Source organism: Pseudomonas sp. Pseusp18 (genome assembly GCF_059506005.1).
On the sequence record NZ_CP169240.1, the window covers coordinates 607,631 to 631,032 of the forward strand.

Consider the following 23,402-nt stretch of genomic DNA (forward strand, 5'->3'; position numbering starts at 1 on the left):
TTGCCAGCAATCCGGCAAACCCTTGTCTACACTGCTGTTCATCAATGGAGGTAGCCCTCGGCGGTGCGCCGGCAAAGGAGTGCGCCATGTCTCCCTGCTTGCAGTTTCGTAGCCCGGCCCGGCAACGGGGAGCGATCGGTTTGATGGCAGTGCTGACCCTCGGCATGGCCCTGGTGTTCCTGCTGATCGTGGTCGACAGTGGCCACTTGTACCTGGAAAAACGCAGCTTGCAGCGGATAGCCGACATGGCCGCACTGGAGGCTGCCACGCGCAACGGTGATTGCGCCGTGGGTGCCACAGCCACCGCTTATGCCACTGCCAGCGTAAATCGTAACGGCTTCACCCTTCCTGACCCCACGCGCAGCCTGGCGGTAGCCTGTGGCACCTTGAGCCTGGACGCCAACAGTCTTCGGGTTTTTGTGGCTAACCCAAGCAGCAGCGAAGCCATTCGGGTGATCGTCAGTCATTCGGTGCCGCAGAGTTTCGCCGGTGGCGTTGGCGCCCTATTCGGCGGTGCGCCGGCCGGGGCCACCCTCAACCTGACGGCGACCGCCGTTGCGGGGCTGCCGCCACCGCTGGCTTCGCTGACCCTGCGCACCACGGCGCTGAGCATCGATAGCAGCAAGTCGGCCACCCTCAATGCGCTGTTCGGCGGTTTGCTCGGCGGCAGTCTGAACGTGTCCGTGGCAGGGTGGGATGGGTTGGTGAACACCAACATCAGCCTGCTGGGTTACCTTGACCGACTGAAGGTCGACCTCGGCCTCAACGCCGCCGGGTATAACCAGGTATTGGGCGCTTCGGTGGCCGTCAGCCAATTGATCCAGACCGCCGTCAATGTGCTGGACCCCGGCGGCACCCTCGGCGCGACGGCGACCATTGTCGGTCTGCAAGCCCTCAAGGTGGCCGCTGGCTCCACGACTGTGGTGTTGGGCAATCTGCTGCACGTCGAGAACGGCAGCGACGTCTCAACGTTCGCGACGACTGTGAGTGTGTTCAACCTGATCGAAGGCGTCGTGCAACTGGCCAACAAGAAAAACGGTGTGGTGGCGACAGTGCCGATCAATCTGGCAGGGCTGGCGCAAATCACCGCTCGGGTGCAGGTGTTGGAGCCGCCGCAACTCTCCGCGATCGGCAATCCGAAAAACGCCGCGCTGGATCCGCTGGGGCCCAATCGGATCTACGTGAGAACCGCACAGCTTCGCACGTTGTTGTCGATCGACTTGCCAGCGCTGGACGCCATCGCGGCGCTGGTCAATGCCGCGGCGGATCTGGCAGGACCGCTGACCAACACCCTCAACGCCTTGCTCAATCTCGACCTGGTGGCGGTGCTCAATTCACTGACCTGTGCCATCGGCGTGCCCTGTCAGACGCCCGACGTCATCGTGCTACCGGGGCCGATACGGCTCGACGTGGCGCTGGACGTCGCCAGTGCCGATAGTTACGTCACGGCTTACAGCTGCGTCAGCAACACCAACAAAACCCTGACCACCAACACCAGAACATCGCTGGTGAACCTGAAAATCGGCCGGATCGATGCCGCCAGTATGTTCGGCAGCAACACCGCACCACCGACGGTCACGGTGCAGCCGTTGAAACTGATCGATATCGGCATCAAAACCTGTCGCAGGTTTTTGTTCGTGCCCATCACCTGCGATCCGCGTGTGCCAGGCATCGGTGGTGGCATCGATGTCGTTGCCGACACCAGTGTGGCGGCGAACACCAACATGCCCCATGTCTACTCCGCACCACCGGCCAACAGCCTGCCGGACATCAACCAGCCGCCGTTTTACTACTCATTTTCCACCAGCAGCATTGTCAGCAACTTGCTCAACACCCCGGTCAACCTTCATGTCGATATGTATGGCCCGTCAGGCAGTCTCGTCGGCGGTCTGGGGGCGATCCTGAGCAGCGTGACCAGTTTGCTGGTCAGCGCAATCAACGGCGTGCTCAACCCGTTGCTCGACAGTCTGATCAACACTGTGCTGATAAGCCTTGGGGTCGACTTGAACAAGGTTGACGTCGGCGCCAACCTCAGTTGTCACTCAGGGCGCGCGTCGCTGGTGATCTGATCGCCCGTGACAATCGGCAACTCGATACAGAATCGCGCGCCTTCGGCTGCGTTTCTTACGCTCAACCGTCCGCCCATGTTCTCGACGATGCCGTAACTCACCGACAACCCGAGCCCGGTGCCGACGCCCACCGGTTTGGTGGTGAAGAATGGCTCGAAAATCCGCTCCAGCAACCGTGGGTCGATGCCGCCGCCGTTGTCCTCGACCCACAGCCGCACTGAATGCTCATCACGTTCGGCGTACAGCGAAATCCACGGTTTAAACGCCGGGTCGGCCTCGCGTTTGCTCAGCAACGCATCCCGTGCATTGACCATCAGGTTGATCAGCACCTGTTCCAGCTGATCGACGTAACCGCGCACCTGCACATCAAAACCGCTCTCGCTGACCCGCAGCTCGATGCCTTTGCCACGCAGGCCTTCGGACAGCAGCGCCAGCGTGCCGTCGATGGCTTGAACCGGATTGAACGGCTGCTGCTCGACCTCCGAACGCCGGCCGAACACCCTCATGTGATCCACCACCCGCGCGGCGCGCTGGACTTGGGCGTCGATGCGATTGAGCTTGTCAGTCAGGTAATCGATTTGCGCGTCGCCATTGCTCAGACGCTTGAGCACATTGACGATGGCCATGCGCATCACGTTCAGCGGCTGATTGATTTCATGGGCAAGCCCGGTGGCCATTTCGCCGAGGGTGGCCATTTTCGCGCTCTGGGTAAGCTGCTGCTGGGCGCGCCTGACCTCAGTGTTGTCGCGGCCCACGGCTTGAATTTCCAGCAAACGACCCTGGTCGTCGAACACGCCGCGATCCGACCAGACCCACCAGGCGTGTTCCCGTCCCGGCAGTTGCAGGTTGATCTCCGCAGTGCTGACCGGGAACTCCGGGCTCAGTCGACTGAGGCGCTGGAGGAACGCTTCGCGCTGCTCCGGCGACATCCAGCTGCCCAGGTTCACCCCCGGCAGCTGCTCGGGCTGGCATTCCAGATAGGTCGCCAGAGGCCGGTTGCCGAAGGTCAGCGTCAGGTCGGGGCGGTAGCGGCAGATCATCGCCGGGGAATCTTCCACCAGAATCCGATAGCGCTCTTCACTCTGTTTGACTTTCTCGGTGGCCAGGGTCGCCTCGGTGACATCCAGCCACAGGCCCACGGCTTCCACCGGCAACCCGAGGTCATCGCGCAGCAGTTTGGCTTCGTCGAGCAGCCAGTGGTAATCGCCGTGACTGTCGCGCAGTCGATAACGGGCGCTCACCGAACCCTCGCGCAGCAGTTGCCGGGTACGCTCGAAATAGCCGTCGCGGTCTTCGGGATGGACCCGCTCCACCAGCGAGCCTGCGGCGCAGTCGGCGAGCGACCAACCGAGCAGCGGCAACAGGCTGTCGCTGAAAAACGTCGGTTGCAGCGCACCTTCGACATAGCGCTGCACGTAGATCACCGCCGGTGAACTGGCGATCAAGTTGTCCAGCCGGGCATGGGCGGCAGCGGCGTTCTGCTGCTGGTTTTTGATGTCGCTGATGTCGAGCATGAAACCCACCAGCCGGCGGTTTTTACCGATGCCCAACGCCTGGCCTTGCAGTCGATACCAGATCGGCGTTTGTGTCGTGTCGGGGCGATGCAGACGTACGCACAACAGCAACGGCGCGCCTTCGTCCTGCAAGGATTGCAGGCGAATCGTCAGCTCTTCACGGTCGGCGGGATGAATCTGTTCGAGCCAGTCGTGCAGCGGAAAACGAGCGCTCGCAAGGTTCAGCGTACTGGCGAGCGACGGCGCCAATTGCACTTCGGCATGGTCGCTGAAGACCTCCCACCAACCGGTACCGAGCAAGGCTTGTAGAGATTCCAGCCGTTCCAGTTGCAGGTGGTGCTGATGCTCGCGCAAGCGCTCAAGCAGCGGGCCGGCCAGGGCGGCGGTGAGTTGCAACCAGTCGCGCTCGCTCAAGTCGGGAGCACGTTCTTGCACCGGGTAGAAACCACAGAGCAACCACGCGACCACGCCCAGGGCATTGCGATAGGGCACCGCGAACCCTTCGGCATTGCCGAAGATGCTTTGCAGGCGTGGGTGCTCGCTGGGTGTCAACTGTTGGGGGACTGAGCCATTCAAACTGTCGAGGCCGGTGCCCAGGTGTTGATGGGTTTCCCACAACCTTGGTGCATCGAAGGCCGCGTACTGCTGGTGAATCAACCAACCCTCGGCCTGTTCATCGAGCAAGGCCATGGCCATGCACGGAATCTGAAAACGCTGGGCCAGGCCTTGCAGTTGTTCGGCCAGTACCTCGGGCAGGCGCGTCAGGCTGCACAGGCGCAACTGCTCGCTGACCTGCGCCGCGAGCAACTGGCACTGTTCACGACTGCGCGCTTGTCGACGTTCGAGCAACAGATCGCCGATGTCGATCAACTGCAACAACCATTCTTCGCCCAACGGCTGCACCCAGCCGCGCAGGTGCAGCGGTTGTCCGGCGAGGCTGAAAAAATCCAGGTCCAGGCTCTGTCCTTGCCATTCGGCCGGCGAGCCTTCGACCGACAGGGTGCTATGGGGCATGAGGTAATCGAGCAGGTGCGGTGGTGACTGCGTGTCGGTTATTTGTTGCGCCAGCAGATGACGCAGCGGACCGCTCAGCTGAATCACTCGACCTTCATCATTCAGATGCAGCTGCAAGCCGACACGTTGCACGCTCGCAGGGTCTGGCGTGTTCGGGGTCTGTGGCGGATGGCGATTGAGCAGACGCCCGAAGAGTTTGTCCCCGGAGCTCAAAACTGCAGGCTCGATTGGGCCGTGAGGGTCGCCGGCAGATTGGGCACCGAACCGATTCCCGGCAGCACCAGAAACGGCAGCACTTGATTCAGTTTACTGGTGGGGTAGTTGATGCTGACCGTCAGCACGCCGCCGGTGTAGGTGGCGCTGGCGTCGGTGGCCACGTTGAAGTTCAGTGCGGCGGGAATCCAGGCCAGCTGCCGGGTCAGTTCGGTGGTGGCAACGGTTCGTACGGCGGTGTCGTAATTGGCGGTGCTTGGGTCCAGCGCCACGCTGCGACGCACCGCTTCGGCCGTGGATTTATTGAACGATTGCATCAGTAACAGCGGCAGGCTGTAACTGACCAACCCATAAAACACGGCGAAAAAAATCACGAACACCAAGGCGAACTCAATCGCCACGGCACCTTTTTGTTGGCGGGGGAGGCCTATTTTCATGAGTGCGTCTACCCTGACAATTACTGCGTAGTGTCAGCATAGAATCATTCAGCCAAAACGGACGTTTTTTACCGGATGCAGAGCCTTGTCCTACTCATCTGGCTGACGCTTTGCGCAGCACAGGATGCCCGAGAGCGCCACATCGCCAATGGCCTGACCGTCGGTGCAGGTGTGCTGGCGCTTATCTATCTGTTGTGGACAGGGACTACGTGGCTGGGGGCCGAGGCGGTGCAGGGCGGCTGGGCTTTGTTGTTGGCATTGGCCTTCACCTTGCCCGGTTATGCAGTGCGACGCATGGGGGCAGGCGACGTGAAGCTGATGGCGACGCTGGGTCTTGCGACGGACGGTACGCACCTGCTCGGCGGTTTCATCGGCGCCGGGGTGGCCAGTGTGCTCTGGCTGCTGCTGGCGCCAAGACTCTGGCTGCATATGGGGCAGAGGCTTAGAGCGCGTCTTCGTTACCTGGAGCCTGGCGCGTCAAAAAAACAGCCCTTTGCGCCGTTCGTGCTGGTGGGTGTGCTGCTCACACTGGCCTGGATGCATTAATCGCAGGCGTCCCCTGTTCTATGTACATAGTTGGAAAGTGCGTCTACTTTCAAAACTGTTGTTGTACAGCCTGTGGTGTCGGTGCAGGAGCAGCCAAGCCAGACTTGGCATGGAGTGGCACGTGAACAAGCTTACCTCGGCAGTAAAAGTTCTTGTGGTTGATGATGAGCCGTTGATTGTCGAAGAGCTTTGCGAGTTCATCGAGCTCAATGGTTATCGGTGTGTGCCTTGTGTCTCCGGCCATCAGGCGATCGAGCGTTTCAGCGAAGACGTGAATATCGGCTTGGTGCTGTGTGATTTGCAGATGCCTGACATGGATGGCATCCAGCTTGTCCAGGCGCTGCAGCGGTTGTCCGGCAAGCATCGGGCATTCGAGGCGATCATGCTCACCGGGCATGCGAACAAGCAGGATGTGATCAAGGCTTTGCGTATCGGGTTCGCCGATTACTATCAGAAGCCGATTGATCTGGCTGAGTTGCTCGAAGGTTTGCAGCGTCAGGAGGTGGCCTTGCAGGAGCGGCAGAGAAATCTGCAGTTGGGGCATTTGAGTCAGAAGCTGCAGTATCTTTGTGAATCGATCGATGAGCTTTATCAGGATCTGGACAAGGTTCGTCGGGGGGCGTCCCCGGAACCTGTGTCAGGTTCGGTTGACGGTGTGGTCGGTGAACCGGAGCGGGTGGTGGGGATGCCGGCGGTGTTCAATCAGTTGTCGCCGCGGCAGTTGGAGGTGGCGCAGTTGGTGGGCAAGGGGCAGACCAATTATCAGATTGCCTGTGAGTTGGGGATTACCGAGAACACGGTGAAGCTTTATGTGTCGCAGGTGTTGCGGTTGACGCATATGCATAATCGTACGCAGGTGGCGTTGGCGTTGTCGCCCGGGAATGCTGGGGGGCGGCGGGTTTCTGCGCATTGATCTTGGCGGCCTTTGGGCCGACCATGTTCTTGTTTGCGGTGTGTACATATCCGTTTCTGCGGTAACGGCTACTTATGGTTTCGCCCTGACGGCGAGTCCCTTTTGGCAAACGCCCCAAAAGGAACCAAAAGGTCTCGCCCCAAGCGTACGGCCCCTCGCTAAGGCTCGGCGTTCCTTCGCTCCGGTATCCATCTGGGGGCATCGCCCTACGGTTGGCTTCGCTTCAACCTACATGCGATGGGTTCGACTGCGTCGAACGGCGCTGCGCGCCAATCCCCAGATGAACACCTCCACTCAGCCTCCCGAAGGGGCGGGCAGATCAAAATCAAAGGCGGCAGGCGAGCTAACGCTCGGCCTGTTGAGTGGTGAGGGGCGGGTGTACGCCGTTCCCCTGTAGGAGCTGCCGAAGGCTGCGATCTTTTGATCTTGGCGGCCTGACAGCCGACCAATCGGTTAACGAATGATCGTTCCCACGCTCCCGCGTGGGAACGCCGCCAGGGACGCTCCGCGCTCCGCTTTTGAATGTTTAATTGATGTCTCAGTGCGCAGATCTTTTCCCACGCATTTTTCAGGTTGCCCGTCGGAAGCTGCGTCTCTAGCCTTTGTCCGTCGCTGACAATTCAGCGACCGGGCGTCGCGGCCTGAAATAGCTTACTTGGTGCATAATCATCGTCCCCAACCGCCGTTCCTTCGGAGTGTGTCGTTTGGTCTTATGGTGGCTGTGCGCGGGATACCTTTGGGTATGCCGGGTTTCCAAGTAGCTCGGTCCGCGAACCTGCGTACAGCTGCCACCCCCATCGCATCGCGGCGATTAGTGGCAACTCCATTACTTACTTGGAGCTTCACCATGTTCAAAGCCACACCGAATCCGCCTGAAGTGGACAGCACTTCCCCCTACGAATCCCCCGATTCCAAAAAACTCAACGAAGCCGCCGAACGCGCGCTCGACCACTACCTAAAACCACCACCCAAACAACCCGAAGGCCGCAAACCAAGCAGGATGTTTCTGGTCGCCCCGGACATGGACAACGAAAGCTTGCTGGCCCATGTCTGCGAATCACTGGCCTCGGCCAGCGTCATGACCAGCGACATTGCAGTCTATGTCGACGCCCCACAGCGGCATACGCTCCTGGCGATTCAGCAGGTGATCATGCTGGCCGAGCTGGCGGTGAATCGGGTGCTGGATAACGTCGACGTACTAAAAGCCGCGCCACACAGCTGACCCCTTGTAGGAACGACCTGTGGCGAGGGGGCTTGCCCCCGTTTGAGTGCGTAGCACTCACAAGATCTTTGGACCACCAGAGATTTTGGGGCAGCTTCGCAGCCCAACGGGGGCAAGCCCCCTCGCCACAGGCTCGTTGGTCTTTCAAGAACCAAACGCCCGCGCCAGCGCGGTGAAGCTTGGTCCGGCCAGCACGATCAGCAATGCCGGGAAGAGAAACAACATCATCACCACGGACATTTTTGCGGACATCTTGGAGATGTATTCCTGCAAGCGTGTCAGGCGTCGGTCATCGAGCAGCAGCTTGAGCGCCAGCAGTGATTTCATCGCGCCGCCGCCTTGGTGAATCAGTTGTTGAAGGATCACGCAGGTGTCGGTGAATTCGTCCACCGCGAGCAATTGGGTGGCCTTGTTCAGTTCTTCGCCCAGTTCCAGACCGGAATCGACCCGCGCCAGTATCAGGCGCAATTCGTGGGTCAGGGTCGGTAGCAGTTGTTTGCCTTCGACGCTCAACACTCGCAGTGACTGTTCCACCGCCATGCCGGATTCGAACAGGATGCGCAGCAGTGGAATGAAGGTTGATACCTCGATCGCCAGTTGTTTTTGCCGCTGCTGCGCGGCGGCGGCGAGCAAGCGTTTGGGCAGCAGGTAACCGAGGGCTGTGGCGAGGGTTGGAGTGATCCAGTGGTTGTTCACCTGCGGGAAGAACAGGCCCTGAATCAACAGGCACAGGGCCAACGCCAGCACCGGTGTGCCGATCTGGCAGGCGGCGAACAGCGAGCGTTGTCGGGCGCTGCGCCAGCCGAGGCGGTTGAGCAGGGTCTGGGTTTCGTTGTCCAGTTGGATCGAACGCTGACCGATGCGGCTGTCGCCCAGCAGTTGTAGCCAGTGACTGACGCGATGGTCGCTCAGCGGTTTGCCGTCCAGCCGTTGGGCTACCTGGCGTGCACGCCGGTGCTGGTCCAGCAGGCCACTGAGCAGCAACAGCGTGGCCGCCAGAAACAGCAGTGCGCTCAGCAGCAGGGCGATTTTCATACGCTTCGCAACATGCGCCACAGCGCCAGGCAGCCCACGACCTGCAAGCCGAACGCGGTCGCCAGCATCATTTGTCCCGAGCCGCTGTTCCACATGGCCAACAGGTATTTCGGATTGGACACCAAAAAGTAACCGGCAAGCCCCACAGGCATCAGCCCCAGCACCACGGCCGTGACGCGGGTTTCGCCGGTCATGGCGCGCAGTTGGCGCGCCGCCTGGTCTCGTTCGCGGATCATTTTGATCAGGTTTTCAAACAGCTCACTGGCATTGCCGCCGTAGCGGTGATTGACCTTCAGGCCCAGGGCGAACAGGCGAAACTCGTCTTTCTCATACAGCTCGGCGAGGTCCGAGATGGCGTCCGGCAGGCTGACGCCCAAGTGCACGTTGCGTTGAACCCGAGCCATGGCGTCTTTCAGTGGCGCTTCGGCGGCGTTGATGGCGCCCAGCACTGCATCGGCCAGGGTGCGTCCGGACTTCAGGCTGCGCACGGTGTGGTCGAGCAGCGTCGGCAGTTGTTCGATCATGCGCTTGAGTCGGCGCTGATATCGCCAGCTGATGTACAGCCGCAGAGCCAGGGGCGGCACCAGTAGCAACATCAACAAACCGATCCAGCCCGCGAGGGCAAACCCCAGCAGGGCGCCCAAGGCCCAGAGCAGCAGCCACGACCCGATGCGCTCGGTGGGGCGCCCGAGGCCGGCGCGTAGAAAGGTCCGTTCCAGGCCAGACCAGGATGATTTCGCCACGGTCAGTTGCGGTTGCCCCTGGGTCAGGCGGCCGAGGGTTCGGTCGATGCCGGCCTGGCGCAGACTGTTGTAGAACAAACGGATCGACACCCCCAACAGCGTCAGGCAAAGCAGGATGAGCAGCGCCGGTTTGAGCATGCCGTGACCCTCAATACGCCAAGGGAGAGAGTGCCGACTCGCGACGCAGTTTGTCGCCGGCGGGGTTGGCCGCCTCGCGCAGAAAACCGCGGCCGGTGTGTCGGTCGAAGCGGAACAGGGTGTTGGTCACGTAGACGTCGTCACGAATACCGACGACCTCCACCACTTCGCTGACGCAGCGGCGGCCATCGGGCAGGCGCGTGAGTTGGATCACTACGTCCAGCGCCGCGCAAATCATTTGCCGCAGGGTGCGTTCGGCGATGAGCCGCCCGGTCAGGCCCACCAGCGTCTCTAGGCGCAAGAGTGCATCCTGGGCGTTGTTGGCGTGCACGGTGCTCATGGAGCCGTCGTGCCCGGTGTTCATGGCGGTGAGCACGTCGACCACTTCGACGCCGCGAATCTCGCCGAGGATGATCCGGTCCGGGCGCATCCGCAGCGCGTTGCGAATCAGGTCGCTGGCCTTCACTTCGCCGTGGCCTTCGGCATTCGGCGGTCGGGTTTCCAGGCGTACCACGTGAGGATGGCCGAGTTGCAGTTCGGCGACGTCTTCGATGGTGACCAGCCGTTCGTGAGGGGCGATCAATTGGCTGAGAATGTTCAGCAGTGTGGTCTTGCCGGTGCCGGTACCGCCGCTGACCAGGATGTTGCAACGCTTGCCCACAGCCTCCTGAATGAACTCGAAGATCGCCTGGTCGATGGTTTGCATCGCCATCAGGTCGGTGCTTTTGAGCATGTCCTTGCGGAACTTCCGAATCGACAGGCATGGGCCGTCGAGGGCAATCGGTGGAATGATCGCGTTGACCCGACTGCCATCGGGCAGGCGTGCATCGACCATCGGCGAAGACTCATCGAGCCGTCGGCCCAGGGGCGCGAGAATCCGTTGCATGACCCGCTCGACGTGGTGGTCGTCGATGAACCGCAGGTCGCTGAGGTGCAACACTCCCTCACGTTCGACGAACACCCGGTGCGGGCCGTTGACCAATATTTCGGTCACCGCCGAGTCGCGCAGCAGCACTTCCAGCGGACCGAAACCGGTGAGTTCGTCGACGATTTCTTCCGCCAGCCGTTCCATCTCGTAGCGGGAAATCGCCAGGTGCAGACGGGCGATGTATTCGGCGACTTTGTCGGTGACGAACTGCGACAGCATGGGCCGCGACCCTTCCAGCAGGTTTTTTCCGGACTCTTCGATGGCGTCGATGATGTAGCGGTGCAGCACCAGTTTCAGGCCTTCGTGGTCGGTATTGCCGGTCGGCCCGTGCGAAGGCGCGCCGAAGAGTTTTTCCCCGCTCATTGCACGCCCCTCAACCGGTTGAACCAGCCGGCCTTGGGCTTATCCGGGCTTTCGGAGCGTTTGGCCAGCTGCTCGCCGAGGGCGCGCAGGCTTTGGGTCAGGCCCTCGCGCGGGGCCAGCTCGAACAGGCTCAGCCCTTGATTCTTGGCGTTGAGTCGCACTTCCGGGCTGTAGGCAAACACCGCGATCACCTCCATGCCGAAAGTTTTGCCCAAGGTGTCGGAGTCCGGCGCGACGCTGCGCAGGTAGCGGTCCACCAGCAATCTGGCGTGGTCGAGCTTCAGGCCTTTTTCGCGCCAGCGGCTGAGCACCTCAAGGTTGCGTCGGCAGTCGAGCACGTTTTGATCGGTGTACCACAGCAACTTGTCGCAATGGCTGACGAAGGTGCGCAAGGCTTCGCTGTCCGACTGGCCGGTGAGGTTCACCACGATGTGCTGGAAATGTTGGCGCAAGGCACTGAGCAGCATGTACAGCTCGGCGGCGCTGGTCTGTTCGAGCGGTTCATCGTTGCTGGCGTAGGCGAGGATTCGCAGCCCGGCGTCGCAGGTGGTGAAGGCGCTGTCGATCAGCGTTGCGTCGAGGCGCCTGAGGTGGCGCAATGCATCGCCGAAATGAAACGAACTCTCCAACCCCAGCAAGGCCAGGCTGTCGCCACGGGGCAGCCCCAGATCCAGCAGCAGCGTTTGCTGGCCGCTCTTTTGCACCACGTGCGCCAGGTGGTGGGCGAGCAACGCGCCGTCGGCATTGTTCTGTGCGCCGTAAAGTACGGTCAGGCCACCTTGTGGAATCTGTTGGGTGTTCGGCGCCACGGTCGGCAGGCGTTTACTCAGACGTCGCACCAGGCCGGCGACTTCACTGGACCGCGAGCCGTAAGAGACAAAATCCCGCGCTCCGGCGCGCATGGCATTGAGCACCAGTTGGTTGTCCATGCCATCGCCCAGGGCCACGATCGCCAGCATCGGTTTGGCTTCCAGGGCTCCCTCGATCAACGCGCTCTGGGCCACCACATGCTCATGGTCCAGGCCCACGAACACCAGGCTGGCGAAGGTCACGTCCACCAGCGTCAGGAGCTCGTCGAGGTTGCCGCCACCGGCGCTGATCACCCGGCCCAAAGGGGCGAGCGCCCCTTGCAGCCACTCCAAGTCGGTGTTGTTGCGTGTGATCGCGAGGAAGGTCTGGCTCAGGTTCTGGCTCTGGCTCATTGCGATAATCCGCCGTGTTTATCGACGTGGCCGTTTTCGAGGAAGTGCTGCGTGAAACATCTACGCATGGAGAAGCGTCCTCGCTCGATTCAGGGCGTTTGTTGGGTGACGGCATTGCCGCGAATGACTTCCACGCTCGGCTTGCGCGGTGCTGCGCCTCTGGGGGCGGGGGATTGTGGAGTGCCGGCCAGGGCCAGTTGACTGAACTGCACCAGCTCGCGGTTGGCGTTGGCCAGGCTCGCCGATGAGTCACCACGGCCGGCCCAGTATTGGCTCAGGCGTTGTTCCTCGGCGCTGCGCACAGCCAGACGCAAAACCCCGACCTGTGCCGCGAGCATCAGGCGGCTCAAGAGGGATTCAGGGACGGCGAGCAACACGGTGCGGGCGCTGGTGCGCAGTTGTTCCTGCTTGAGTTTCTCTTCATGGCTGAGTGCCGGGTTGGCAGGCTTGCCATCGTTCGTCAGCCCCAACTGCTCGCCGACCCCGAGTACGCGCAACGCCGGGACCACGACCTGGGCCGACTGCTGGAGGTTGTTGGTGTCCATGCGCAGAAACAGCAGCACATCGACATAATCGCCGGGGCTCAGTTGGCCGCCGACATTGATCACATCATCCGCCGCCACGGCGAGGGCGCGTTCATCGGCGCGGATCATCCGCGCCAGCGTACCGCCGGCTTCGAAACTCTGATCATTGAGCCAGCTGCCGGCGGTGAGCGCGTGCCAGGGTGTACGGCCAATGGCTTGTTCGAGACGGGTCAGGCTGCCAACCGGGGCGGTACGCAGTTTTTCCAGGGTCACGTCGGCGGCGGTGATCTGCTCGAACGGTGCGATATCACGCAGCAGCACCACCACCGGTTGGCGGGTCGGGTCATCCACCGAGACCTGTATCGAGGGCGTTGATGTGCCGATTTGCGCGACAGGCTCGGGGGCCGGTTGGCGACTCAGCGCCAGCCCCCAGTAACCGGCAATGATGGCGCCTGCCAGGAACAGCCCGGCCAGGCCCAGGGTGACGCGGCTGTTCATGAAGGCTCTCCCCCTTTCCTGCGGCGTAACGCCCCCAAGCCTTCTAACGAGATGACTTCGTAATCAGGCAGTTATGAACGTGGGACTGTTTCGCTATTTGACGGTAGCGCAGGTAAAGCAAAATGCCATCACTGAGCGGTAAATATCTGACAAAAGTAACGGACTGATGCCCAAAGTACTGTTTTGTGACGTTAATCAACCGGTTACTGCTTAAGTATTAATGCGTTCTTACAGTTGTTGGGCATGGGTTTGCCGACAATGCTGATGCTGGCATATGGGAATCATGTTGCGGCAGTGCAACAACCGCTGTCATTCAGGAGACGCGTCATGTCCTTCTCTAAAACGGTTCAGAAGATCAAATCCCACATCGCTTTTTACAAAGACCTTGCCAAAGACACCGAAGGTGCTTCGGGCATCGAGTACGCAATCATTGCAGGCATGGTGGCCGTGGTGCTGGCAACGTTTGTGGCACCTATCTCCACGGCGGTCACCACAATGTTCAACACGATTTCAGCTGCGCTTTGATTTGAAGACTGGCACAGGCAGTCATTTGCCAATCCTGCAAAGGGCTTCTAACGTCATGGCTTAGTCCATTGCAGGTGTTGCCCCATGAACGCTCCAGCCCTCCCTCGGCAACAGCTTCTTCTGGTCGATGATGAGGAGGATGCGTTACTGGAACTGGCGGAGTTGCTGGAGGGCGAGGGTTTTACGTGTTTTACGGCAACGTCGGTCAAGCTCGCCCTGCATCATTTGACTCGTCATCCTGATATTGCGCTGGTGATTACTGATTTGCGGATGCCGGAGGAAAGCGGCATATCGTTGATCAAGCGTCTGCGTGAGCACACGGCTCGTCAGCATTTGCCGGTGATTGTGACGTCGGGGCATGCGGATATGGAGGATGTGAGTGACATGTTGCGGTTGCAGGTGCTGGATCTGTTTCGCAAGCCGATCTATCACGTGCGTTTGTTGGATACGTTGAATAATTTGTTTCCGCAGCCTCGGGGTTTGCTGAGTTCCTGAGCGTACTGTGGCGAGGGGGAAAGCCCCCCTCACCACAATCCATCAGGCAACCGGCCGCCACTGCCCCACCATATGCTCGATCTCCCCGGCCCCCATCAACTGGAAGTCGCCACTGGACCCCTCCGCGCTGGACATCAGCGTCACTTCGCTGGGCAAACGCACCGGTTTTCTGAACTGCACCGCAATCTCGACGTTGGCCGTCGGCAAATGATCACTCAGGGCTGCCAGGGTGCGCGCCTTGTTCCACAGACCATGGGCGATGGCGCTGGGAAAGCCGAAGAGTCTGGCGCTGATCGCGCTCAGGTGAATCGGGTTGTAGTCTCCAGACACTTTGGCGTACCGGCGACCAATGTCCGCCGGTGCTTTCCAGTGGGCCACTTCGGTCAGCGACAAGGTCGTTGCAAACGCTTGCTCGACAGGCTCGCCTGCCAGTTTGACCCTGCGACAGAGCATCTGGCTTTCGGCTTCCCACAGCAGCCCCAATTGGTCGTCGAGCGTCGTCACTAACTCGAAGGTCGCGCCCTTGGCATGGGGTTGCAGGTTCTGCACCTTCACGCTGACCCGCACGCGACTCACGCCGCCCATGGGGCGCATGACTCGAATGCGATTGCTCAAGTGAATCAGCCCCAGCAGCGGGAAGGGAAACGCCTTGGCGGTGAGCAGTTGCATCTGCAAGGCAAACGCCAGGATGTGCGGATACGTCGGTGGCAGCAGCCCGTTGTCGGCGAAACCACACACTTTGCGATAAGCCTCCAGGCGTTTCGGATCGACGTTGACCCAACAGTGATAACCCAGCTCAGGCAGTGCGGTGCCGGTGATTTTGCGTCGCGTTGCCGCTCTTAAATACAGCGTCTGCAGGCCCGGTTCGCTATTGAGTGTGTGCCAGTCGGTGGTCATGGTCAGGCTCCCAACACGCTTTGCCCGCACACGCGCAGCGCTTGCCCGGTAAACGCTCCGGTGCCCGGTTGTGCCATCCAGGCCACGGCTTCGGCGACGTCTTGCGGCAGGCCGCCCTGGCCCAACGAACTCAAGCGCCGCCCGGCTTCGCGTACGCCGAAGGGCAGGTGCGCGGTCATCTGGGTTTCGATGAATCCTGGCGCCACCGCGTTGATGCTGATGCCGCGCCCTGCCAGCAGTGGCGCCCAGGCCTGGGCCAGGCCAATCAGCCCGGCCTTGCTCGCGGCGTAATTGGTTTGCCCGCGATTGCCGGCGATGCCGCTGATGGACGCCAGCAGGATCACTCGGCCGTTGTCGCGCAAGGTGCCGCTGTCGAGCAGCGCCTTGGTCAGCACTTGCGGCGCGTTGAGGTTGACTGCCAGCACCGCGTCCCAGAATTCCGGGGTCATGTTGGCCAGGGTTTTATCCCGGGTGATGCCCGCGTTGTGCACCACGATGTCGACGCCATCCGGCAACTGTTCGATCAGTTGCGTGGCGGCGTTTTCGGCGCAGATGTCCAGGGTGATGCTGCGCCCGCCGAGGCGCGCGGCCAGGGCATCGAGATCGGTTTTGGCCGGCGCCACGTCGAGCAGGATCACCTCGGCGCCGTCGCGGGCCAGGGTTTCGGCGATCGAGGCGCCGATGCCGCGGGCCGCGCCCGTCACCAGTGCCTTGCGCCCTGACAACGGACGGGTCCAGTCCATCACCTGCGCCGCACACGCCTTCAAGCGTATGACTTGCCCGGAAATGAACGCACTTTTGGGCGAGAGGAAAAACCGCAACGGGCCTTCGAGTTGATCTTCGGCCCCTTCGCCGACATAGATCAGCTGCAAGGTGCCGCCGCTGCGCAGTTCCTTGGCCAGCGAACGGCTGAACCCTTCCAGGGCCCGTTGGGTGCTGGCGGCGAACGGGTCGCTCAAGGTCTCCGGCGCCCGACCCAGAATTACCAGATGCGCATGGTGATCGAGGTTTTTCATCAGTGGCTGGAAGAACTCGCGCAGCTGTTTCAGCTGATCGACCTGCACCAGGTCACTGGCGTCGAACACCACGGCCTTGAGTTTCTGGCCGTGGCCGGGAATCCACGCGGTGGCCAGGGTCGGGTCGGTGCCGTAGCTGTAAATCGTGTCGGTCAGGCGGTTGGCCAAGGCGCTGACTTTTTCCGCCAGCGGGCCACCGCCAATCAACAGCGCCCCCTCGACAGGCCGCAGTCGGCCTGCTTGCCAGCGTTCCAGCCGTACCGGCGACGGCAGACCCAGGGCACCGACCACACGATGGCCGATGGACGAATTGGCGAAGTCGATATAGCGGTCAGACATGAATCACGCTCCAGAAGCCGGGGTTAAAAGTGTGGACCAGGAATGGCAATTAGTCGTTCGATCCACGAGATAAGGCCTACGCTTGAACATTGCAGGTTGGTTTGAGCTTGGGTTTAGCAGGTCTTTCAGGAATTGCAGCCCGCTCCCACAGGGATGTGTGTTCACCATTGACTATCAGAAGGAGCTTTTTTCATGAATCAGCTGCGTCGCGTCGCGATTATCGGTGGTAACCGTATTCCTTTTGCCCGGTCCAACGGGCCGTACGCCACTGCCAGTAACCAGGCGATGTTCACCGCAGCGCTGGAAGGCCTGATCGAGCGCTATAACCTGCACGGTGTGCGCATGGGCGAAGTGGCCGCCGGGGCCTTGCTCAAGTATTTGCGCGACTACGGCCTGACCCGCGAATGTGTATTGGGCTCGCGTTTGTCGCCGACGACGCCGGCCTACGACATCCAGCAGGCCTGCGGTACGGGGCTGGAGGCGACGTTGTTGGTGGCGAACAAAATCGCCCTGGGGCAAATCGAATGTGGCATTGCCGGTGGTGTCGACACGGCCTCGGACGTGCCGATCGGCGTCAACGAAAGCCTGCGCAAGATCCTCTTGCAAGCCAACCGCGCCAAAAGCACCGCCGACAAACTGAAAGCCTTCCTGCAATTGCGTCCCCGACACCTGATCCCGGACTTCCCAAGCATCGGCGAGCCGCGCACCGGCCGGTCGATGGGCGAACACTGTGAATTGATGGCCCAGACCTGGGGCATCCCGCGTGACGAGCAGGATCGGCTGACCCTCGAAAGCCATCAGAAACTGGCGGCGTCTTACGCCGAAGGCTGGCACAACGATTTGATGACGCCGTTCCTCGGCCTGACCCGGGACAACAACCTGCGCCCGGAGCTGACCCTGGAAAAACTCGCCTCACTGAAACCGGCCTTCGAGAAAAGTGCCAAGGGCACCCTGACCGCGGGCAACTCTACGCCACTCACCGATGGCGCGTCGGTGGTGCTGCTGGGCAGTGAGGAATGGGCGAAGGCGCGTGGTTTGCCGGTGCTTGCCTATTGGCGCGATGGCGAGGCGGCGGCGGTGGATTTCGTCAAGGGTGCCGAGGGGCTGCTGATGGCACCGGTGTATGCGGTGCCGCGTTTGTTGGCGCGCAATGGCCTGACCTTGCAGGACTTCGATTACTACGAAATCCACGAAGCGTTTGCCGCGCAGGTGTTGTGCACATTGAAGGCCTGGGAAGATCCGGAGTACTGCAAAACCCGCCTCGGCCTCGACGCACCGCTGGGTTCCATCGACCGCAGTCGCCTCAACGTCAAAGGCAGTTCATTGGCCGTCGGGCATCCGTTTGCCGCCACCGGTGCGCGGATCGTCGCCAACCTGGCGAAGCTGCTGGACGCGGCGGGCAAGGGCCGAGGGTTGATCTCGATCTGCGCCGCCGGCGGTCAGGGCGTGACGGCGATTATCGAGCGCTGATTATTGAGGGCTAAGCACTGCCGCATTTTGCTGTGCGGCCAGTTCCCGGTTGCGATTGGCGTAACCCTCGGCCATCACCGAGCACACGATCAGCTGCAACGGGTGGTAGATCATGATTGGCAGCAGGATCAACCCAAGGCCGGGGTTGGCGCCGAAGATCAGCGCCGCCATCGGCGCTCCGGCCGCCAGGGATTTTTTGCTGGCGCAGAACACCGCGGCGATCTCATCGGCGGGGCTGAATTTCAGCGCGTGGGCGGTGCGGGTGGTCATCCACAAGATGATCGCCAGCAGAATCGCACTGCCGATCAGCGCCGTGAGAATCACGCTATTGCCCTGTTGCTGCCACATCCCCGAGACCATCGAGTTGCAGAACGCCGAGTACACTAGCAGCAGGATCACCAGTTTGTCGGCGATGTTGGTGTAGCGCTTGTACCGGGCGAAAACTTTTCCCAGCAACGGCCGCAATAATTGCCCAAGCACCAGCGGCAACAACAGCATCGCGCACAGATCGAGCAGGGTTGAACCCAGGTCGATGCCGCCAGCGCCGCTGCCGACCACGAAACTCACCAGCAACGGTGTCAGGAAAATCCCCAGCACGCTGGACAGGCTCGCGTTGAGAATCGCCGCCGGTACGTTGCCGCCCGCGCTGCCGGTGAGGGCTACGGATGAGGAAATGGTCGAGGGCAGGGCACAGAGGTAGAGGAAACCGAGCATCAGCAACGATGGAATGTGTGAGCCCAGCAGTGTGTCGCTCAGCAGCCAGATCAACGGAAACACCGCAAAGGTGAAGGCTTGGACCATCACGTGCAGCTTCCAGTTTTTCAGCCCGTGGCGGATCTGCTCGCTGGAGAGGTTGACCCCGTGCAGGAAGAACACCAGGAACACGCCGATGTTGATCACCCACTCGGCATGCATCCCGCCGCCGGTGGCGCCGAAGGTCGGGAAGAAATACGCCAGCAGCGTGGCGATCAGCATGCCGCACAAGAACCAGTCGGTGACCACGCGTTTGAGGTGTTTGAAGGCATGCATAACCGGCACCGAATCCATTTGTAAGAATTGATGACTTAGCCTAACGTCGGCCCTATCAGCCGTCTTGCGACATAAGGCCAATCAATGCCGACTAACGGACAACTTACCCTCGAGCGGACCATCCCGGCGCTGACGGTGTTGCCGCGTCCGTTGTATGCGCGGGCGGAAAGCCTGAACGCCGGTTCGTGGACGCCGCCTCATCGTCATGATTGGGTGCAGTTTTCCTACGCCATCAGCGGTGTTCTCGGCGTGCACACCGCTGAGGGCAGTTTCTTTGCGCCGCCGCAGTGGGGCATCTGGATTCCGGCGGATCTCGAGCATCAGGTCGTGACCTCGATGCGTGCCGAAATGCGCAGCCTGTACGTGCGCCGCGAGGACTGCCAATGGGCGGACGGGCGTTGCCGGGTGCTGGAAGTCACGCCATTGGCCCGGGAGCTGATCAAGCGCTTTTGCCAGTTGCCGGTGGAGTATCCACAGGGCGACAGTCAGGAGGCGCGATTGGTGGGCGTGCTGCTGGATCAGTTGGCGAGTCTGCCGGAGGTTGGGTTTTCCTTGCCGTTGCCCCGGCATGAGCGACTGCTGGGTTTGTGCAACGAACTGATCGAAAGTCCCGAGTGCACGGTGACCTTGCAGGAATGGGCCGAGCGTTTGGGCATGTCGGAGAAAACCCTGATGCGGCTGTTTCAGCGCGAGACCGGGTTGAGCTTCCGCAGTTGGCGGCAGCGCATGCGGCTGCTGTCGTCGTTGAGTTTGCTGGAGGAGGGGGACAGCGTGACCAATGCCGCGCTGTCTTGCGGGTATGACTCGACGTCGGCGTTTATTGCGGCGTTCAAGGGGTTGTTCGGGTTTACCCCTGGTGAGTTGTTCAAGCAGTAACACTGCTAAAAGATCGCAGCCTGCGGCAGCGCCCACAGGCGCGTAGGAGCTGCCGAAGGCTGCGATCTTTTGATCTTATCTTTTGATCTTGTCCTTTGAACCTCAGGTCCTGAAGCGGCGAACCAACCCGTCCAGCTCATTCGACAACCCTGCCAGGCTCTGAGAATCCAGCCGCGCCGAGTTTGCCAATTCCGCCACCAACTGCGCATCGCCATGAATCTGGCTGATATGCCGATTGATGTCCTCGGCCACCTGATGCTGTTCCTCAGCCGCCGTGGCGATTTGAGTATTCATGTCACGAATCACATCCACCGACTCACGGATCTGCCCGAAGCTGCTGCGCGCTTCACCGATGCGGGTCACCGATTGCTGAGACACCTCCAGGCTCGCATGCATCTGCTGTGTTACCTGACTGGTGCGCTTGGCCAGGTTGCCCAGCAGGCCGTCGATTTCCGCCGTGGAATCGGCAGTTCGTTTGGCCAGGGCGCGAACTTCATCCGCCACCACCGCAAAGCCACGACCCTGTTCACCGGCCCGGGCTGCTTCGATGGCCGCGTTCAGGGCCAACAAGTTGGTCTGTTCGGCGATGGAACGGATGGTCCCGAGGATCGACTGAATGTCGTTGCTGTCGCGCTCAAGCTGTTGCATCGATTGCGCCGACTGTTCGATTTCCTGGCTCAAGCGATCGACACTGCTCACCGCGGCATCGATCTGCTGCTGGCCTTCACGGGCCTGGCGCTGACCGCTGTCGGCCGACTCGGCGGCCTGGCTGCAAGAGCGCGCGACTTCGTTGGCGGTGGCGACCATTTCGTGGAACGCCGTGGACACCATGTCCACCGCTTCACGCTGACGCCCGGCGGCTTCGGCCATGTCGCTGGACACTTGGGTCGAACTCTTGGAGGTGGCGAGGATCTTGGTCGCGGCGCCGCCGATGCTTTGAATCAGGTTGCGGATCGCCGCCAGAAACTGGTTGAACCAGTTGGCCAGTTGCGCGGTTTCATCGCTGCCACGGATGTGCAGGTTCTTGGTCAGGTCGCCTTCGCCCTGGGCGATGCCTTCCAGACCGCTGGCCACGCTGCGGATCGGCCGCACGATCAGGCTGGCGAAACTGGCGCCGACGATGGCGAAGAACACCGCCAGTACCGCCGCGATGATCGCGATCAGCCAGGTCAGTTGAGTGGCCGAGCTCATCACGTCGGTCTGCTTGATCAGGCCGATAAAGGTCCAGCCCAGTTGCTCCGACGGCCAGACGTTGGCCATGTAGCGCTCGCCATTGAGCTCAACCTCTACCAGCCCTTTGCCGGCCTTGCCGAGTTGCGCGTAACCGTCGCCGAGGCTGCTCAGTGCTTTGAAATTGTGTTCCGGCTGCTTGGGATCGACCAGTATGGTGCCGGTGTTTTCCACCAGCATCAGGTAGCCGGTTTCGCCGAGTTTGATCTGTTTGACGATTTCAGTGAGCTGCTTGAGCGTCACGTCGATGCTGACCACGCCGCCATTGCTGCCCAGTTTGTTATCGATGGTGCGCACGGTGCTGACGTAGGTCGCGTCATCCTGGGCCCAGTAATAGGCCTCGGTGCGAAGCGGCTTGCCCGGCTTGGCCTGGGCCGCCTTGTACCACGGGCGCTGGCGCGGGTCGTAATTGCTCAGCTTCGCATCGTCCGGCCAGGACACGTAACCGCCCGCCGCCGTCCCGAGAATCGCGTAGGCGTAGGCCGGGTGGCTGTTGCCAAGGTCCTGGAGGAGGGCGAAGACCTTCTTGTCCATTTCGCCTTGGGGAATGCTCTCGGCGTTGGCACTCATGTAGGTCTTGAGGCTGTCGTCGGAGTTCTTGATCAGCGGTTGGGTCGCCAGGTAGTCAACGTTCTGGCTGATGCCATCAAAGAACAGCTGCATGGCATTGCTGACCTGACGAATCTCGCGGCCACTGCCGTCGACAAAATTGTCCTTGGCATCACTGCGCAAGTTCAGCACGACGAGGGTGGCGACCAGCACCACGGGCAAGCAGGCGATGATTGCAAACGCCCAGGTCAACTTCTGTTTGATGTTCATCCGCGCTCCAGTTTTTCTTGTAGGCCCACGCAGTACTGATGACTCGCGGATTATTGGCAGCCGAAAACGTTTGATACGCCCCGATCCTTGAGCGCGCCTTCTTGATTGTTGTCGAGGCGTTTGTCAGACAATTCCTTTTCTCTCTAATGACTTCGGCCGGGGAGAGGGGAAATTGAGGCCTGTTGAGAAAAATCCTGCGAACGCCAGCGATCGAGGTTAGATTCTGTCGCAAATACCTTGGCACTCCGTCGTCAACAAGTGGTTCTCGCTCAGCTATGATCCGGGGTGGTCGATGAGTTTTGCCCGATTAATCCGGCACATTGTGTGCATCTTGATGTTCATGGGAACGTTCATAGGTCGGCAACCCCTCCCCCGAATGAGAGGATTGCCGTATAACGAATGACTTTCGCGTGTTTGGTAATAAAGGACCCACAATAAAAGCTGATGAAGACTCCAAAACGCATTGAACCCCTGATCGAGGACGGTCTGGTCGACGAGGTGCTGCGCCCACTCATGAGTGGTAAAGAAGCAGCTGTTTATGTGGTGCGCTGCGGCAACGAGCTGCGTTGTGCCAAGGTCTACAAGGAGGCGAACAAACGCAGTTTTCGTCAAGCGGCCGAGTATCAGGAAGGCCGCAAGGTGCGCAACAGCCGGCAGGCTCGCGCAATGGCCAAGGGCTCCAAGTTTGGCCGCAAGGAAACCGAAGACGCCTGGCAGAACGCCGAAGTGGCGGCGCTGTTCCGCCTGGCCAGTGCCGGGGTGCGGGTGCCCAAGCCGTATGACTTCCTCGAAGGCGTGCTGCTGATGGAACTGGTGGCTGACGAGTACGGCGATGCCGCGCCTCGCCTGAACGATGTGGTGCTGGAGCCGGACCAGGCACGCGAGTATCACGCTTACCTGATTTCGCAAATCGTGCTGATGTTGTGTACCGGTCTGGTGCACGGTGACCTGTCCGAGTTCAACGTGCTGCTGACGCCGACTGGCCCGGTCATCATCGACCTGCCGCAAGCAGTGGATGCGGCGGGCAACAACCACGCGTTCAGCATGCTGGAGCGGGACGTGGGCAACATGGCGTCGTACTTCGGTCGTTTTGCACCGGAGTTGAAACGCACCAAGTATGCCAAGGAAATGTGGGCGTTGTACGAAGCCGGCACCTTGCACCCGGCCAGCGTGTTGACCGGCGAGTTCGACGAGCCGGAAGAACTGGCGGACGTCGGCGGGATCATGCGCGAGATCGAGGCGGCCCGTCTCGACGAAGAGCGTCGCCAAGCGATTCGGGCGGCGGACGATGCGCCACCAAGCAAAGCCGAAGAACCGCCTCCGCCGTGGATGCAGTGATCGGTTGAC

Annotated in this window: 20 protein-coding genes and 1 pseudogene; 9 read left to right on the plus strand and 12 right to left on the minus strand. The window is 61.0% G+C overall.

What is annotated here, in order from left to right; genetic code table 11:
- Positions 1-86: 86 nt before the first annotated feature.
- Positions 87-2,069: a pilus assembly protein TadG-related protein gene (locus ACEN9A_RS02580; protein WP_258672260.1), complete on the plus strand. Its 1,983-nt coding sequence runs from the start codon at positions 87-89 to the stop codon at positions 2,067-2,069.
- Here the strand turns inward: ACEN9A_RS02580 and ACEN9A_RS02585 are convergent.
- Positions 2,039-4,810 carry a PAS domain-containing sensor histidine kinase gene (locus ACEN9A_RS02585; RefSeq protein WP_258672262.1) on the minus strand — a complete coding sequence of 924 codons (2,772 nt, stop codon included), beginning with the start codon at positions 4,808-4,810 and terminating at the stop codon, positions 2,039-2,041. The two genes, ACEN9A_RS02580 and ACEN9A_RS02585, sit on opposite strands and share 31 nt — an antisense overlap.
- Positions 4,807-5,247: a TadE/TadG family type IV pilus assembly protein gene (locus ACEN9A_RS02590; RefSeq protein ID WP_258672264.1), complete on the minus strand. Its 441-nt coding sequence runs from the start codon at positions 5,245-5,247 to the stop codon at positions 4,807-4,809. Before ACEN9A_RS02590 ends, ACEN9A_RS02585 begins: the two co-directional genes overlap by 4 nt.
- A gap of 75 nt (positions 5,248-5,322) precedes the next feature.
- Between ACEN9A_RS02590 and ACEN9A_RS02595 the strand changes: the two genes are divergently transcribed.
- The 3 genes from ACEN9A_RS02595 (at position 5,323) to ACEN9A_RS02605 (ending at position 7,928) form a co-directional block, all read left to right on the plus strand.
- The gene (locus ACEN9A_RS02595) at positions 5,323-5,793 is read left to right on the plus strand and encodes a prepilin peptidase (RefSeq protein WP_018928404.1); all 471 of its coding nucleotides are present in this window, start codon (positions 5,323-5,325) and stop codon (positions 5,791-5,793) included.
- Between the two features lie 109 nt (positions 5,794-5,902).
- Positions 5,903-6,706 carry a response regulator transcription factor gene (locus ACEN9A_RS02600; RefSeq protein ID WP_018928403.1) on the plus strand — a complete coding sequence of 268 codons (804 nt, stop codon included), beginning with the start codon at positions 5,903-5,905 and terminating at the stop codon, positions 6,704-6,706.
- 847 nt (positions 6,707-7,553) lie between these two features.
- Complete coding sequence (locus tag ACEN9A_RS02605; protein WP_413388110.1) at positions 7,554-7,928, plus strand: DUF6124 family protein; 375 nt, start codon at positions 7,554-7,556, stop codon at positions 7,926-7,928.
- A 144-nt stretch (positions 7,929-8,072) separates the two neighbouring features.
- Here ACEN9A_RS02605 and ACEN9A_RS02610 read toward each other — a convergent pair whose 3' ends face one another.
- The 5 genes from ACEN9A_RS02610 to cpaB form a co-directional block, all read right to left on the minus strand.
- The gene (locus ACEN9A_RS02610) at positions 8,073-8,963 is read right to left on the minus strand and encodes a type II secretion system F family protein (protein WP_064616076.1); all 891 of its coding nucleotides are present in this window, start codon (positions 8,961-8,963) and stop codon (positions 8,073-8,075) included.
- Positions 8,960-9,844, minus strand: a complete 885-nt coding sequence (locus tag ACEN9A_RS02615; protein ID WP_018928400.1) for a type II secretion system F family protein — start codon at positions 9,842-9,844, stop codon at positions 8,960-8,962. Before ACEN9A_RS02615 ends, ACEN9A_RS02610 begins: the two co-directional genes overlap by 4 nt.
- Positions 9,845-9,854: 10 nt before the next feature.
- Complete coding sequence (locus tag ACEN9A_RS02620; protein WP_018928399.1) at positions 9,855-11,135, minus strand: TadA family conjugal transfer-associated ATPase; 1,281 nt, start codon at positions 11,133-11,135, stop codon at positions 9,855-9,857.
- Positions 11,132-12,337 (minus strand): CpaE/TadZ family protein, encoded by a 1,206-nt coding sequence (locus ACEN9A_RS02625; protein ID WP_258672268.1) that lies wholly within the window; start codon positions 12,335-12,337, stop codon positions 11,132-11,134. Before ACEN9A_RS02625 ends, ACEN9A_RS02620 begins: the two co-directional genes overlap by 4 nt.
- An 89-nt stretch (positions 12,338-12,426) precedes the next feature.
- Positions 12,427-13,359, minus strand: a complete 933-nt coding sequence (gene cpaB, locus ACEN9A_RS02630; RefSeq protein WP_258672270.1) for a Flp pilus assembly protein CpaB — start codon at positions 13,357-13,359, stop codon at positions 12,427-12,429.
- A 327-nt stretch (positions 13,360-13,686) separates the two neighbouring features.
- On the opposite strand from cpaB, the gene ACEN9A_RS02635 reads away from it, so the two are divergent.
- Complete coding sequence (locus ACEN9A_RS02635; protein ID WP_064616077.1) at positions 13,687-13,884, plus strand: Flp family type IVb pilin; 198 nt, start codon at positions 13,687-13,689, stop codon at positions 13,882-13,884.
- An 84-nt stretch (positions 13,885-13,968) separates the two neighbouring features.
- The gene (locus ACEN9A_RS02640; RefSeq protein WP_018928395.1) at positions 13,969-14,379 is read left to right on the plus strand and encodes a response regulator; all 411 of its coding nucleotides are present in this window, start codon (positions 13,969-13,971) and stop codon (positions 14,377-14,379) included.
- Between the two features lie 42 nt (positions 14,380-14,421).
- On the opposite strand, the gene ACEN9A_RS02645 is transcribed toward ACEN9A_RS02640, so the two are convergent.
- Both ACEN9A_RS02645 and ACEN9A_RS02650 read right to left on the minus strand, forming a co-directional pair.
- On the minus strand, positions 14,422-15,276 hold the full coding sequence (locus tag ACEN9A_RS02645; RefSeq protein WP_258672273.1) for a MaoC family dehydratase: 855 nt from the start codon (positions 15,274-15,276) through the stop codon (positions 14,422-14,424).
- A 2-nt stretch (positions 15,277-15,278) separates the two neighbouring features.
- Positions 15,279-16,631, minus strand: a complete 1,353-nt coding sequence (locus ACEN9A_RS02650; RefSeq protein WP_258672275.1) for a 3-oxoacyl-ACP reductase — start codon at positions 16,629-16,631, stop codon at positions 15,279-15,281.
- A gap of 192 nt (positions 16,632-16,823) precedes the next feature.
- On the opposite strand from ACEN9A_RS02650, the gene ACEN9A_RS02655 reads away from it, so the two are divergent.
- Positions 16,824-18,101, plus strand: coding sequence for an acetyl-CoA C-acetyltransferase (locus tag ACEN9A_RS02655; RefSeq protein ID WP_258672276.1), 1,278 nt, complete (start codon positions 16,824-16,826; stop codon positions 18,099-18,101).
- Here ACEN9A_RS02655 and ACEN9A_RS02660 read toward each other — a convergent pair whose 3' ends face one another.
- Positions 18,102-19,130, minus strand: a complete 1,029-nt coding sequence (locus ACEN9A_RS02660) for a bile acid:sodium symporter family protein (RefSeq protein ID WP_258672278.1) — start codon at positions 19,128-19,130, stop codon at positions 18,102-18,104.
- 84 nt (positions 19,131-19,214) lie between these two features.
- Here ACEN9A_RS02660 and ACEN9A_RS02665 point away from each other — a divergent pair, with 84 nt between their 5' ends.
- Entirely contained in the window at positions 19,215-20,006 is a 792-nt protein-coding gene (locus ACEN9A_RS02665; protein WP_018928390.1) for an AraC family transcriptional regulator, read from the plus strand.
- Between the two features lie 102 nt (positions 20,007-20,108).
- On the opposite strand, the gene ACEN9A_RS02670 is transcribed toward ACEN9A_RS02665, so the two are convergent.
- Positions 20,109-20,876, minus strand: coding sequence for a methyl-accepting chemotaxis protein (locus ACEN9A_RS02670; protein WP_370694472.1), 768 nt, complete (start codon positions 20,874-20,876; stop codon positions 20,109-20,111).
- Positions 20,877-20,966: 90 nt separating this feature from the next.
- Positions 20,967-22,055 (minus strand): annotated as a pseudogene (locus tag ACEN9A_RS02675) (cache domain-containing protein); the annotation flags it as partial.
- Positions 22,056-22,499: 444 nt separating this feature from the next.
- Between ACEN9A_RS02675 and ACEN9A_RS02680 the strand changes: the two are divergent.
- Entirely contained in the window at positions 22,500-23,393 is an 894-nt protein-coding gene (locus ACEN9A_RS02680) for a PA4780 family RIO1-like protein kinase (protein WP_018928388.1), read from the plus strand.
- The last annotated feature ends 9 nt before the right edge of the window (positions 23,394-23,402 follow it).